This window comes from Lacihabitans sp. CCS-44 (genome assembly GCF_024343735.1).
GTDB lineage: Bacteria > Bacteroidota > Bacteroidia > Cytophagales > Spirosomataceae > Leadbetterella.
Genome location: NZ_RJUE01000002.1, coordinates 73517 through 87940, shown reverse-complemented (window position 1 = coordinate 87940; position 14424 = coordinate 73517). Strand labels below are relative to the sequence as shown.

Sequence of the window (14424 nt, the reverse complement as noted above, 5' to 3'; positions counted from 1 at the left end):
TATTAAAACAATACAATTAAGAACTTAACCCAATCTCCCCAAAGCCTCCTCAATCGCTTTAATTTTAGCATCTGCATCGGCGAGTTTATCCCTTTCTCTTTGTACCAAGTCAGGTGCTGCATTGGCTACGAAACGTTCATTGGCGAGTTTTGCCTCAACTGATTTTTTGAAGCCTTGGGTATATTCTAGCTCTTTTTTGAGGTTTTCAATTTCGGCGGCTACGTCTAGGTTTTCGCCTAAATCTATGCCGAATTCGTCGCCTTTTATTACCAAACTCATTCCTTTTACAGAAGATGTCACAAAAGTGATTTCAGAAAGGTTAGCCATTTTTTTCATCAAATCCTCTAAATGATCGTATTTGCTGGCATCCTGGGTATTGATGCTCAATGGCAAGGAATCTTTTGGCGACATTTGTTTTGACTGCCGGGTATTCCGCACCCAAGAAACCAACTCAAACAAGATTTCGAAGTCGGCCAATATTTTTGTATCCAACGCTCCTCCTTTCGGGAATTCCTGGATACAGATAGAATCATTTCCGGCTCTTTCCTGAATATTTTGCCATATTTCTTCAGAAATAAACGGTGTCCATGGGTGAACTAGACGCATCAATTCCTCGAAGAATCCAAGTGTGGCGTCATACGTCTCCTGATATATCGGCAAGCTTTGTCCATCCACATAAGCGGGCTTAATCATTTCAAGGTATTGCGAACAGAAGTCATTCCAAATCAAGTTGTAAGTCACCAAAAGGGCATCCGACATACGGAATTTGTCGTAGTGGTCGAGGGCCTCAACAATTGCGGAGTTGAGTTTGGCTCTAAACCAGTCAACTGCGACTTTATTTCCTTGATTGGCCGAAGCTTCTGAGGAAACATTCCAACCTTTCACCAATCTGAAGGCATTCCACATTTTGTTGGAAAAGTTACGACCTTGCTCTACGAGTTTTTCGTCATAAGGCAGGTCATTTCCGGCTGGTGAACTGAAAAGCATTCCTGTACGAACGCCATCTGCCCCAAATTTATCTATCAAATCCAAAGGATCAGGCGAGTTGCCCAATGATTTAGACATTTTACGGCCTTGTTTATCTCTTACTATCCCAGTTAGATATACGTTTTTAAACGGATAAGTACCTTTATATTCATATCCAGCGATTATCATCCTAGCCACCCAGAAGAAAAGGATTTCCGGAGCGGTTACGAGATCGTTTGTCGGGTAATAATAGTTGATATCTGCATTATTTGGGTCTTTGAAACCGTCAAAAACAGAAATAGGCCACAGCCACGAACTAAACCATGTGTCCAGCACGTCTTCGTCTTGCGTGAAATCAGTGGCTGTAACGTTTTTGCCTTGTTGAGTATTGGCAATTTCAACGGCAGCTTCCAATGATTTGGCCACAATGCAAGTTCCATCAGCTAAATAATAAGCGGGAATACGATGACCCCACCAAAGCTGGCGACTGATGCACCAATCACGCACGTTTTCCATCCAGTGGTTATAAGTATTTTTGAATTTTGGTGGAATCAACTGAATGGTGTCGTTCATCACGTTTTCGTGGGCAGGCTTGCTCACCCGCTCCATTTTCAGGAACCATTGCAATGAGATTTTTGGCTCAATAACAGCTCCGGTTCTTTCCGAAGTTCCTACGTTGGATTTGTATTCTTCTACTTTCACCAAGTTGCCAGATTCCTCGAGCATTTTGATTATCATTTTTCGAGCAACAAATCTGTCTTCTCCAACTAAAATCTGGGCTTTTTCGTTGAGTTTTCCATCATCTGTCAGAATGTCTATTACTTCCAATTTATGCTTTTCGCCCAGGGCAAAGTCGTTTTGGTCGTGAGCCGGAGTTACTTTTAAGCAGCCGGTTCCAAACTCCATTTCCACATATTCGTCCGCAATGATTGTGATTTCTCTATTGATTAAAGGAATTCTTACTTTTTTTCCTATTAAGTTTTTATATCTCTCATCATCTGGATGTACGCAAATAGCTGCATCTGCCATGATGGTTTCCGGACGTGTGGTGGCGATAATTACCTCTGCATCATCTCCGATATAGTTGATATGCACCAATTTCGAAGGCATTTCTTTCGTGATTACCTCTTCGTCAGAAACCGTAGTTTTGGCTTGTGGGTCCCAGTTGACCATGCGATAGCCTCGGTATATGTCACCTTTTTGGTGCAAATCCACAAAAACATCAATTACAGCATCATATAGGTTTTCTTCCATTGTGAAACGGGTGCGGTCCCAGTCACACGAAGCTCCAAGTTTCCTTAATTGTTTCAGGATAATTCCTCCGTATTTTTCGGTCCATTCCCAGCAATATTTCAAAAACTCATCTCTGGTCAAATCTGCCTTATTGATGCCCTGTTCTTTGAGCATGGCTACAACTTTAGCTTCAGTGGCTATAGATGCATGGTCGGTACCAGGCACCCAACAGGCTTCTTTGCCTTCCATACGAGCTTTACGGATGAGCACGTCCTGAATAGTGTTGTTGAGCATGTGGCCCATGTGTAGCACTCCGGTCACGTTGGGCGGCGGAATGACTATCGTGTAAGGTTCTTTGTCTTTGTTGGGCGTGGACTTGAAAAATTTGTTTTTTTCCCAATAAGCATACCACTTATCTTCGATTTCTTTCGGACTATATGTTTTTGAAATTTCCATTTACTGAGTTAGCTGAACCAAAAATTAATAATTTGCAAAAATAAGGAATTAGTGGCAGAAAATCGATGGGAGCCATTTGGAAGTTTGCGTTGTAAAAAACTGAATCTAAAATGTAAATTTCTGATAACAAAAAATGAAGAGGTTTTGAAAAATTGGGTGTAGTTAAATATAATCCTTCTTTTAAAATGGATTAATATTTTATTATGGAATAAAAATTAAATTAGCGACAAACTATATTTTCAGAAAAACAGCTTGTCGCTAACGCAAATATTGCGTTTGGCTCTTTTGAGGAAATTCCTGTCATTAAAAACACCCGTTAATAATTACAAATTCTTACCAACAAACTCATTAAACTCTTCTTTCAATTCCATAAAAAGCTTAATAAATATCTCCATTTTATCCCTAATGCTAGTATCTTCAATCGTTTTTCTGTGATCTACCGCTACCGGATTTTTCTTGATTTCTTCTTCCATATCACGTTCTGCACCATGAATATAGTGCTTCAGATTGTCGATTTCATTTTTTTGAATGATAAACTTATTCTGATATTTCTCAACTTCTTTTTTCACTTCCACAGAACTATTCTTGGCACTTACCTCGGCCAGTCTATTCTTAAAAATGAATAATTCGTCTTGATAAAAATCTAAGGCCTTCAGCCATTCTATATGATCTTCGTGTAAATCAAAAAAATATGTTTTGGTTTCCATTATTGTATTTGTTTTGTTTGTTCAAAGCAAGCAAAACTATCAGTGGAAAAGAATGATATAAGTCAACATCTCACATAAATGATATCACTATTGTAACACTCTAAATTATTTAAAAAAGCTAAATATCTCCTTAGTTGCTTGATTTACAGGAAACACAAGATCAGTTAAAACTACTTTACCTCCATTAACATAAACTTCCACTATCGATTTATCGACCAAAATATCAAGCTGGAGTTTATTATTTTGAGGAAGAATCTTGATGGTTTCTATACTCGGAAAACGTTTACTAAAATCTACTTTGCCTGATTTTGTTCTGTCCATCGAAAACATATTTGTAGAAACATCATAACTCAGAAGCAAGTATTGGTTTTCAAACTTCAATAACTGCAAATCAAAACCTTTGGAAGCTGTCAAATCTACTTCCAGATTTAATCTATAAGAGTTTTGTGTTTTTTCACCGAGATTTGAATTCAAAACGTAGTTTTTGGATAAAGTTAAGGTTTCTGTTTTTACTTTATGGTTAATAATCGGCTCTTGCTTAAACTTAAATACACCTCTTGAGTTATACAAACTCAATTTCCTAGCTACTGAAAAACCACCTCTATAACCTTCATCAGCTGGTATGTCATTGGCGTATTCCCAGTCATTTGTCCAGCCTATTATTATTGGGTTTTTCTGCGTTTTGGGTAAATTATAAAACGGAATGGCGGCATAAAAATCCTTGCCTTCGTCCAAATAAAAAATTTCGTTTTGCTTCTGAGATTTGAAAGACTTTCCATCAAAATCGCCCACAAAATACTGCATGGCCAAATATCCAGCCTGTCGGTGCCCACTAGAAAGCATCAGTACCCATTTTGATTCCTTCGAGTTTTCTATAGGCACTTTTACTAAGGCGGGACACTCCCAAATCTTGCTCATATCGCCTTGTTTGCCAAATTCACTCATAAAAGTCCATTTCTTTAGGTCTTTTGAAGAATAAAACTGAACCAAGTATTCCAAAGGTTTCACGACTGTCATTACCCATTTCTTCTCAGATGGCCACCAAATCACGTTTGGGTCTCGGAAATTGGTTAGCCCAATATCCAAAACTGGGTTTTTATCGAAATACTTCCAAGTTCGACCTTTGTCAGAGCTATAAGCCAAGCTTTGATGTTGAGCCAGATCTTGCCCCGGTTTAGATACATGAGAAGTAAAAACAGCCACCAGCCCTTTTTTAAATCCTTTTGCAAAAAGCCCCGAAGTGTTGAAACTATCTACTACCACACAGCCTGAAAATATCATGGTAGTGCTTCCGTCAGCGTTTTGGATTTCTGGCAAAGCGAGCGGCAAAGTTTCCCATTTTTGTAAATCCTTGCTCACTGCATGAGCCCAGCTCATATGTCCCCATTTATCGCCAAAAGGATTATATTGATAAAATAAATGGTATTCTCCGTCGATATAAACCAATCCATTCGGGTCATTCACCCAGTTTTTGGGTGGCGTATAATGATAGTTTGGACGGAGTACTTGGGCAGAGGAATTAAGAAACGTAATAGCCATTAATACACTTAAAAACAGGGTTTTCATAATATTCTAGGTCTTTTTTGGTAAAATTTACAATGAAAAATACAAATCAACGGCATCTTCTTTTTTAAACAACTGCGTACCCTCATTCATAGTGGCAGCTGAGCCGCAGGCTACGCCCCATTTAAGAATATCTATGAGTGATGAATCTTGACTTAAAGCCCACACCATACCGCCCACCATGCTATCGCCTGCACCTACGGTGCTTTTCTTTTCTACTTTGGGAGCTGCTACAAAGTGTGCGTTGTCTTTATCAAAAAGCATAGCCCCTTCTGAACCCATAGAAACTACCACAATCTCACAATTGTATTTTGCTATTAAAGCTTTGGCAGCACTTTCTACTTGGTTAGGTTCTATTTTTTCCAATCCAAGTAGTTTTGCTAATTCTTTGTGGTTGGGTTTTATTAAATATACTCCATTTTCAAGAGCAAACTTTAATGCATCGCCCGAAGTATCCACTACGATTTTGGGTTTCTTTTCTCCAAAAACTTCAGATATGCGTTTAAAGATTATCGAAGCCAGGATCTCTGGCAAGCTTCCGCTTACCACCAATATTTCTGGATTTTGGTTTTTAACTTTCTCCAAAATTTCCTTAAATTCTTCTAAAGTCAATTCAGGGCTTGGCATACCGAATCGATATTGAGCGTTGGTAGTGGTATCAACCGCTATAAAATTCTCCCTAGTCCATGCTTTTGATTCAATAGTTTCAAATACCACCCCTTCTTTTTTTACCAAAGATTTCAGTAAATCACCAATGGGTCCACCAGCAGGAAAAAAAGCAGTAGATTCGCTTCCCAATCGGTTTATGGCCTTGGAAACATTGATTCCACCACCACCCGCATCATAAACTGGCTGCTCGCATCTGATTTTGTGCTCCGCTACCAATCCTTCAAACTTGGTATTTTTGTCAACCGCTGGGTTTATGGTCAGGGTGATAATTTTGGTCATTGCATTTCTTTTAAAAACAAAAAAACACCTGAGAATGTCAGGTGTTCAAATTTAATATCAAATATTGATATTTTCTTATTCAGCAGGCTTTATCATTTCCAACAATTCTGCTGAAACTCCAGTCATAGAGTAACCACCGTCATGGAAAAGGTTCTGCATGGTCACCATTTTAGTAAAATCAGAGAATAATGTCAACACATAATCCGCACAAGCATCTGCCGAAGCATTGCCAAGAGGAGACATTTTTTCGGCAAATTCATAAAATGAATCAAATCCTGCTATACCTCCACCAGCACGGGTTTTGGTTGGCGACTGCGACACTGTATTTACTCTTACGTTTTTCAACTTTCCATATCTATAGCCGTAGCTTCTCGCAATAGACTCCAGCATGGCCTTGGCATCTGCCATGTCGCTGTAAAATGAGAATGTTCTTTGTGCAGCCATATAGGTCAAAGCAACTACCGAACCCCACTCATTTATGGCATCCATTTTCTCTGCAGTTTGCAAAAACTTGTGAAAAGACATGGCCGATATATCTACACTTTGCTTGTAAAAATCATAATTTAAATCGCCATAGGCTCTGCCTTTACGCACGTTTGGCGACATACCGATAGAGTGCAACACGAAATCTACCTTTCCACCCAAAACGTCCATTGATTTGGCATAGAGATTCTCAATATCTTCAATACTTGTGGCATCTGCAGGAATGATCTCAGCTTCACAAACTTCCGCCAATTTATTAATTTCTCCCATTCTCATGGCTATTGGGGCGTTTGTAAGCGTAAATATTGCTCCTTCCTCTTTTGCTTTCAATGCCACTTTCCATGCGATAGAATTCTCGTCTAATGCACCTGATATGATACCTTTCTTACCTTTTAGTAATCCGTATGCCATAATATTGGTTGGTTTTTCGGTTTATATTTAAAATTTTGGTTGCAAAATTAAGATATTTTTTTGATTTGCTTGCTAAAATTACTGCAAACCACTTATCCAGTCGCAATGTGGATATGTTTCATAAGGTTTTTTTTGTCATCAAAAGCCAAACCATTACATTTGATTCCCTTTTTTGAAATCGAACTGATGATTGTATCGCCAACAGAGCCTTTTAAAATTATATATAGTCTTTATGAACACGAATACCTCGGTTTCTTGCTAGAGTCCTACGTGGTGCAGCTGAACACACGAGGTGAAGTAACCTTTCAAACCCAAAACATCTCCTCAAAAAACATCTCGGACTTTGCAAGTGGCCTAGAAAAAGACGATTATGAACTGGTGAGGCTTACAGATAGCATTCAACAGGATATAATTTTGAAGAAGTTCAACACAAAAAAAATATCTACTGAAGATTTTTTTAAGAAAACTTTCAACCTAGAAAAAGGGGATAAATTACTTAGAGATTCTATATTTTCCTATCTCGAAAACTACAAAAAAGAGATATTCTCTCAAATAAAAAACAAGCAATTGTTTATAATGGGCAGCGATGGTGTAGCCACTTGGAAGGAAATTGAAATCATGAAAGAGTCTGCCAAAGCATATTTTCATTTTGACAGACAAGACGACCAAACTGTATATTATCCGATCATCAAATGTGGTGAAGAAAAGGTGAAATTTCAATTTAAAAACGCCTATATCGTCAACGACCTGCCGGCTTGTATGTTGATAGACACCAAACTGTATATTTTCGACAACTTTGCTGATGGAAGAAAACTAAAACCCTTTCTCAACAAACCCAATATCATTATTCCAAAAAAAATAGAAGATACTTATTATCAAAAATTTATAGTGCCTTTGGTAGCCAACTTTAATGTTTTTGCAAAGGGTTTTGAGATTGTTCAGGAAAAACAGGAAATGAAGGCTCAATTGTTGGTTTCTGAAATAAAATCGCAGAAAATATCAGCCAGTTTGTTTGAAAAAAATGGCAATTCTAATAATGAAGACGAAAGTAAATTTTACCTTGAACTTTCGTTCCAATATGGCAAATACAACTTTAAGTACGACAACTTCAGTGCACCTGCTTATGTTTTTTTAGAGAAAAAAGAAGAGTCTTGGGTTTTTCATAAAATCAAAAAAAACTTAGAAAAAGAAAAGGAGACTATTCTGTTCATTAAAAACTTAAATCTTGATCTAAGAAATGGAAGAATAGCCAAACCAAAAACTGAAGCCATCGAGTGGCTTCAAAAGAACGCTATAAATCTTCAAGAATCTGAGATAGAAATTAAGCAGAATACAGAGAATGCCGTGAAATATTTCTTGGGCTATTCAAAACTGGAAATACACATTGAAGAAAACCGTGACTGGTTTGATATAAAGGCTTTAGTGCAGTTTGGAGAATACAAAATACCATTTGTAAAACTCCGAAATTATATCCTAAACAACATCAGGGAGTTCGAGTTGCCCAACGGACAAATGGCCATGATACCTACCGAATGGTTTAATAAATACTCCGAACTATTTGAAAATCTGGAAGTTGAAGACGAAGGACAGGGTCGTTTGAAGAAACACCATGTGGGAATTATCAATTATTTGGAAGAGGACGGTCTGGCAGTAACTGTGATGAACCGAAAGTTGCAAGGCCTCAAAAATTTTGAAGAAATAGAAGAAGTGGAACTTCCTAAAAACTTCAAGGGCAGCCTAAGACCTTACCAGAAAGCCGGATATGACTGGCTGCATTTCTTAAAAAACTTCAAATTTGGCGGTTGTTTGGCCGACGATATGGGACTTGGAAAAACGGTAACTACTCTTGCGTTTTTACAAAAAATGAAAGAGGAAAAACCCGAAAGTCCAAGTATTTTGGTGATGCCTACTTCGCTGATTTATAATTGGCAAAAAGAAGCAAGCAAGTTTACGCCTAAACTAAAAATATTGATTCATTTCGGGCAAAATAGGCACAAGGATGCAGGAGCGTTTAAATTTTATGACCTCATCATTTGTTCTTACGGTGTTCTAAGATTGGATATTGATTTCCTGAAAAATTATAGATTCAACTATGCTATTTTGGACGAATCTCAAGCCATAAAAAACCCTAGTTCTCTGATTTTCAGATCGGTAATACAGCTCAACACCGAAAACCGACTAATACTCACCGGTACTCCGCTTGAAAACAGCACCATGGATTTGTGGTCACAGATGAGTTTTATCAATCCTGGATTGTTGGGGTCTATGGCCTATTTTAGAGATAATTTCCAGAATCTCATCGAAAAACAAAAAGATGAAGAAACGCTCCAAAAGCTATTTTCAAGAATAAAACCCTTTATGCTCAGAAGGCATAAAAAGCAAGTAGCCAAAGACTTACCCGAAAAAATAGAGACCATACAATACTGCCAAATGTCTGAAGAGCAGGAAAAAATTTATGAAGAAACCAAGGCATTTATACGCAATCAGCTTTTGAGCGAAGTGGGTGCTGGTGGTATTAAAAAGTCGAGTATTTTGGTTTTACAAGGCCTTACGAAACTCAGACAATTGGCCAATAATCCGTTGATGGTTGATGAGGACTATACGGGAGATTCAGGCAAAGACAGAGACGTAATGCACAAGTTATTAGACGTAGTGAAAGAAGGCTATAAGACGCTGGTATTTAGTCAGTTTGTAAAGCATCTTTCGCTAATAGCCAAGAAATTGGACGAACAAAATATTCCGTATTTGTATCTTGATGGTTCTACAAAAAATCGCATGGAGTTGGTAGAAAAATTTCAAAACGAAGACCGAGAAAAAGTGTTTTTGATTTCACTAAAAGCTGGTGGAGTTGGGCTTAATCTTACGGCTGCTGAATATGTGTTTATGCTTGATCCGTGGTGGAATCCAGCCATAGAGGCTCAAGCGGTGGACAGAGCCCACAGAATTGGCCAGACGAACACCGTTTTTAGTTATAAATTTATCACAAAAAATACCGTAGAAGAGAAAATTCTGGATTTGCAAAATACAAAAAAACAACTTTTTAACGACCTCATAACGGCTGAAGAAGGATTTATGAAGTCACTTTCAGAAAAGGATATTCTTTCTCTATTGGAGTAAAAACATTTCTCTCAAATCAAAAATTCAAACAAATCTGGTTTGTCGTTGATGTAGGTAAACTGGACATTAGATTTTTCAAGTCGATCGATAAGAGCAGGAAATTCTTCTTTCTTCGACAACTCAATTCCCACCAAGGCAGGCCCTCTTTCTCTTGAAGTTTTCTTTGAATATTCAAAAAACACGATGTCGACAGTCGGCCCTAAAACAAATTCCAAGAATTCCTTCATAGCTCCTGACCTTTGCAAAAACTTAATGATGAAATAGTGTTTTAGTCCCTCAAAAAGCAACGAACGTTCTTTTATTTCTTCAGTACGTGTAATGTCATTATTGCCTCCGCCAATGATACAGACTACGTTTTTGCCTTTTATTTTATCTTTAATAGTGTCCAATGCAGCCACACTCAAAGCACCTGCTGGCTCAGCCACAATGGCTTCTTCGTTGTAAAGCTGCAAAATCGTAGAACATACTTTTCCTTCGGGAATCAAAAGGATGTTATCCAATTTATCTTTTACAATTTCATAGGTCAAAGCACCCGCTTTTTTCACGGCAGCCCCATCTACAAACTTATCAATATGCTCCAGTGGAGTTACTTTACCATTGTCTATCGAAACTTTCATGGTGGGAGAACCCAGCGGTTCTACACCAATAAGTTTGGTTTTTGGGCTTAAATTCTTAAAAACCGTACTTACACCAGCTGCCAAGCCACCACCTCCGATTGCAAAAAGCAGATAATCAATTTTAAAATCGGCGTCTTTAAATATTTCTAAACCCACGGTTCCTTGTCCTTCCATCACTTGGATATCATCAAATGGATGCACAAATATTCCGCCGTTTTCTTTTACATATATTTGTGCGGCATCGAAAGAATCGTCATAGGTATCGCCTATTAGTATCACTTCTACCCATTCTTTGCCAAACATTTTCACTTGCTTTATTTTTTGAGCTGGCGTAGTAGTAGGCATAAAAATATTGCCTTTTACGCCCATTTTCTGACAAGCGTAAGCAACTCCTTGGGCATGATTTCCGGCACTGGCACAAACAACTCCTTTGGCCAAATCTTCGGCAGACATCGAGGCCATTTTATTATATGCTCCTCTTATTTTGTATGACCTCACTACTTGCAAATCCTCTCTTTTGAGATAAATATTGGCCTGATATCTTTCCGAGAGATTTTGATTAAACATCAAAGGGGTTTTCAAAGCAACATTTTTGAGCCTGGAAGCCGCTGCATATATGTTTTCTAATTCTATGCCGTTGTTCATAGTTGGCGTTGGTCTGTTTGATGAAATATTTGACAAACCTACAAAATTTATGATTCTCTAAAATATTTTTCAAAAAAATTACCGTGCAACCTTTAACTCAAAAATGCATCTTTCAAGAAAAACTAAATTATAAATATGAAAAAGTATCACATTATCATTTTCTTCAGCTTGGCCATAAGCTTTTGTATGGCACAAACCAAAGAACCTTTTACCACCAAGAAATTTACAGGAGTAAACATCCAGAGCGTTAAAGTGAATACTTCGGGAGGTGGCATTAAAGTATTCGGTACAGCGGGTAAAGATGCTGAGGTAAAGGTTTTTATCAATACCAACAATTGGAACAAAACCGCCTCTAAAAGTGAGATTGAGGAAGAACTAAAAAACTACATTCTAGAAATGGAATACAAAGACGGATCAATAGTTTGTCTTGCAAAACCAAAAGACCCTGAAATGAAAAGACAAAAACTTTCTATTGGATTTGAGGTGTACTCGCCATCAAAAGTGGATGTAAATTTGGGTACAGCTGGTGGTGGAATAACACTGGACAACCTTGAAGGAGACTTGAATTTTAAAACCAGTGGAGGTGGAATTACTGTTTCGAAACTTAGAGGAAAAGTAGACGGAAAAACGAGTGGCGGTGGTATAAAAATGCAAGAGTGTGATGGTATGATCATTATGAGAACAAGCGGTGGTGGAATTTCGGCCAAAAGCTCGAAAGGAAATATCAACCTGTCAACTTCTGGTGGTGGAATAGAACTCAGCCAGCTCAAAGGAACTATAAAAGCTCACACAAGCGGCGGCGGTATTGACTCGGAAGAAATAAAAGGCAGCTTGGACGTATCTACTTCTGGTGGCAGAATAGAGCTGAATCAGATAAGCGGTGATGTAATTGCTAGAACTTCTGGCGGCGGAATAGATGCTAATATTGTAAAATTGGGTAAAGTGTTGAGCCTAAGCACAAGTGCAGGTAATATTCATGCAAATATTCCTTTCTCAGAAGGAATGGATTTAGACATCAAAGGAAACCATATTAAAAGCGATAAACTATCAAAAGTTTCATCAAACTTAGACTCAGGCAGAGTGAAAGGAAAAGTAAACGGTGGTGGAACAGAAGTGACTATGTCAGCTTCATCAGGAACTATTTATGTTGAATAATAGCTCTGTTCTATAAATGCAAAAAGGGCGAGAATTCTGAAATTCTCGCCCTTTTTTGTTTATCTCTTAGACATCCTTATTTCATCTTAAATCTCACTCCATAATTTATCCCAAATGTTCTCGGTTTGAAGCTCAAATTCTGTTCGCTCGTCACACCCGAAATCAGGGCTTGTTGGTAAGTTGAGCCCAAGTTGGCTTCCCAGCTTTTGCTTATATCATAGCTAAGCCTCAAGCCTCCCATTCCACTAATATTCAGCAGATTGAAAGTCGAATTTGCGGCAGTGAGATTATTGTTTTCGGAATTTTGAGCATCAAAATTGCCAAAAATAAACATATCCCCACTTACTCCACCTAAAGCCTCTATATCAAGTTTTTTAATGAGAGGAATATTATAATTTAAGAGAACAGGCACGTTAAAATAGTTATACACCTGCTTGTTGGTGGCGTTTACAGAAAGAACCGTTTGGGTATTGCTGCTTTTAGAATCCAGGTAATTCGACTGAAAATAGCTATTCACCGCTCCAGTTTTCTCGTTTATGGCATACACGTTTGTACTCATGTAAGCACTTGCTTGCATATATCTAAGGCCGCTTTCTAAACCTAATCGTTTCTTTAGTTTTTTACCAAATGAAAAACCAAAATTCACGGCTCTTCCATTTCTGAAACTGCTTTCTGGCAAACTATTGGGCAATAAACTCGTGATATTTCCTTGCGATGAAGGACTCATCTCAAACTCAGTTCCTTTCGACACAAAAGCAGCATCATTTCTGGCCGAAGTCAAGGCTTCTCCTGTGAAACCAGTATTCTCAAAATTTGGATTAAAAGGAGCAACACCCGAATTTACACCAAACCACATTTTATCTTTAGAGGTTTTTGTTTCTGCTATTGCATCTTCAAAATCGACACTTATATGAGAGCGAAAGGGTTGAAATCTATTCGCAAAATATTTGACACCTTTTTGCTTCAATTGATTGATCTCAAATTTCTCTAATTCACTAACCGCCAAATAATTTTCCACAACCTTTGGTTTGGCTGGGTTCACAATTTCACTACTTTGACTATTTTTCTGTGTAATACCTTGACCAGCAGCAGCTGAACTGATTTTCTTATTTCTTCCAAATAAATTTAATTTCCCACCAGTTGACTTCTGCTTTTTTGTAATAGTTAAAGTCGCTAAGTTAGCTTTTTCTGGACTGTCAAAAGACTTGTTTTTATCCTCCGAAGTTTCTTGTAGTTTATTCTGAATTCGGGACTTTTCGCCTGTGTTTTGTTTGTCCATTTGTACAATTGGTTCTTTACTATTAAGAACTTGTGACAATTTTTCGGTTTGGCTATTATTTACAAAAAGTACCGTGAGTCCTAAGACCAAGGCCGCTGCTATGCCTGATAATAGGGCAGGATTTTTCCACCAAATGAAAGCTATTCTTTTCTTGTTCTTTTTATCAAGTTCTTTTTCGATGTTTTCCCAAACAAAATCGGGAGGTGGTACCGAGGCGTCCTTGAAGGCCTCATTCCACTGGTTTTCGAAACTTTTAAATTCTGATTCCATTTATTTAATTGGCCTTCGCCAGTCTAATATTTTCTTTTTCTATTTTTTCTATCAAAAGCATTCTCGCTCTCGAAAACTGCGATTTTGAAGTTCCTTCGGTAATGTTCAACATCTCAGCTATTTCTTGATGTTTAAAACCTTCTATGGCGTACAAGTTAAAAACTGCCCTACATCCTTCTGGAAGCTGATTTATAAGCTCCAACAATGTTTCCATTTTGAGATTTTCTAAACCCAAATTTTCTGGACTTTTGTCCAATTCTCCGTGATAATCTGCGATGTCTATCGTGGGCATTTGTCCACGCTTTTGGATGGCCTTTAAGGCGGTATTTATCACAATTCTCTTCAACCAAGCTTCCAATGGACAGTCAAATCGGAAAGAATGTAAGTTTTTAAATATCTTTATAAATGCGTCTTGTAACACATCTTGGGCTTCATCTCGGCTTTTCATATATCTGAGCGATACGGCATAGAGCTTCCCAGCAAATTGTTCATACAATTGCCGCTGAGCAACCCGCTCCTCACGAATGCAGGCCTCCACTACAAGTTTATCGTTTGACATATTTTATAAAAGGCA

The 14424-nt window shown here is 38.0% G+C and carries 10 protein-coding genes; 2 read left to right on the top strand and 8 right to left on the bottom strand.

Annotated features, from left to right (window positions below; translation table 11 throughout):
* Positions 1-24: 24 nt before the first annotated feature.
* The 5 genes from EGI26_RS01760 to EGI26_RS01740 all read right to left on the bottom strand — a co-directional run bounded on the left by EGI26_RS01760 (position 25) and on the right by EGI26_RS01740 (position 6767).
* Complete coding sequence (locus EGI26_RS01760; RefSeq protein ID WP_255075950.1) at positions 25-2655, bottom strand: valine--tRNA ligase; 2631 nt, start codon at positions 2653-2655, stop codon at positions 25-27.
* 323 nt (positions 2656-2978) lie between these two features.
* Positions 2979-3362, bottom strand: coding sequence for a hypothetical protein (locus EGI26_RS01755; RefSeq protein WP_255075949.1), 384 nt, complete (start codon positions 3360-3362; stop codon positions 2979-2981).
* A 105-nt stretch (positions 3363-3467) separates the two neighbouring features.
* Positions 3468-4928, bottom strand: a complete 1461-nt coding sequence (locus EGI26_RS01750; RefSeq protein WP_255075948.1) for a glycoside hydrolase family 32 protein — start codon at positions 4926-4928, stop codon at positions 3468-3470.
* 27 nt (positions 4929-4955) lie between these two features.
* Entirely contained in the window at positions 4956-5873 is a 918-nt protein-coding gene (locus EGI26_RS01745) for a 1-phosphofructokinase family hexose kinase (RefSeq protein WP_255075947.1), read from the bottom strand.
* Positions 5874-5948: 75 nt separating this feature from the next.
* Positions 5949-6767, bottom strand: a complete 819-nt coding sequence (locus EGI26_RS01740; RefSeq protein ID WP_255075946.1) for an enoyl-ACP reductase — start codon at positions 6765-6767, stop codon at positions 5949-5951.
* Positions 6768-6953: 186 nt separating this feature from the next.
* Between EGI26_RS01740 and EGI26_RS01735 the strand changes: the two genes are divergently transcribed.
* Positions 6954-9884 (top strand): DEAD/DEAH box helicase, encoded by a 2931-nt coding sequence (locus tag EGI26_RS01735; protein WP_255075945.1) that lies wholly within the window; start codon positions 6954-6956, stop codon positions 9882-9884.
* 11 nt (positions 9885-9895) lie between these two features.
* On the opposite strand, the gene ilvA is transcribed toward EGI26_RS01735, so the two are convergent.
* A complete protein-coding gene (gene ilvA, locus EGI26_RS01730) occupies positions 9896-11146 on the bottom strand; it encodes a threonine ammonia-lyase (protein WP_255075944.1) in 1251 nt (416 codons plus the stop codon).
* Positions 11147-11281: 135 nt separating this feature from the next.
* On the opposite strand from ilvA, the gene EGI26_RS01725 reads away from it, so the two are divergent.
* Complete coding sequence (locus EGI26_RS01725; protein ID WP_255075943.1) at positions 11282-12301, top strand: DUF4097 family beta strand repeat-containing protein; 1020 nt, start codon at positions 11282-11284, stop codon at positions 12299-12301.
* Between the two features lie 76 nt (positions 12302-12377).
* On the opposite strand, the gene EGI26_RS01720 is transcribed toward EGI26_RS01725, so the two are convergent.
* Together EGI26_RS01720 and EGI26_RS01715 are read right to left on the bottom strand one after the other, a co-directional pair.
* Positions 12378-13850, bottom strand: coding sequence for a hypothetical protein (locus EGI26_RS01720; protein ID WP_255075941.1), 1473 nt, complete (start codon positions 13848-13850; stop codon positions 12378-12380).
* Positions 13851-13854: 4 nt separating this feature from the next.
* A complete protein-coding gene (locus EGI26_RS01715) occupies positions 13855-14409 on the bottom strand; it encodes an RNA polymerase sigma factor (protein ID WP_255075940.1) in 555 nt (184 codons plus the stop codon).
* Between the last annotated feature and the right edge of the window lie 15 nt (positions 14410-14424).

Coding starts and splice junctions, on each gene's coding strand:
- EGI26_RS01760 (WP_255075950.1), bottom strand. CDS start 2,655: ATGGAAATTTCAAAAACATATAGTCCGAAAGAAATCGAAGATAAGTGG.
- EGI26_RS01755 (WP_255075949.1), bottom strand. CDS start 3,362: ATGGAAACCAAAACATATTTTTTTGATTTACACGAAGATCATATAGAA.
- EGI26_RS01750 (WP_255075948.1), bottom strand. CDS start 4,928: ATGAAAACCCTGTTTTTAAGTGTATTAATGGCTATTACGTTTCTTAAT.
- EGI26_RS01745 (WP_255075947.1), bottom strand. CDS start 5,873: ATGACCAAAATTATCACCCTGACCATAAACCCAGCGGTTGACAAAAAT.
- EGI26_RS01740 (WP_255075946.1), bottom strand. CDS start 6,767: ATGGCATACGGATTACTAAAAGGTAAGAAAGGTATCATATCAGGTGCA.
- EGI26_RS01735 (WP_255075945.1), top strand. CDS start 6,954: ATGATTGTATCGCCAACAGAGCCTTTTAAAATTATATATAGTCTTTAT.
- ilvA (WP_255075944.1), bottom strand. CDS start 11,146: ATGAACAACGGCATAGAATTAGAAAACATATATGCAGCGGCTTCCAGG.
- EGI26_RS01725 (WP_255075943.1), top strand. CDS start 11,282: ATGAAAAAGTATCACATTATCATTTTCTTCAGCTTGGCCATAAGCTTT.
- EGI26_RS01720 (WP_255075941.1), bottom strand. CDS start 13,850: ATGGAATCAGAATTTAAAAGTTTCGAAAACCAGTGGAATGAGGCCTTC.
- EGI26_RS01715 (WP_255075940.1), bottom strand. CDS start 14,409: ATGTCAAACGATAAACTTGTAGTGGAGGCCTGCATTCGTGAGGAGCGG.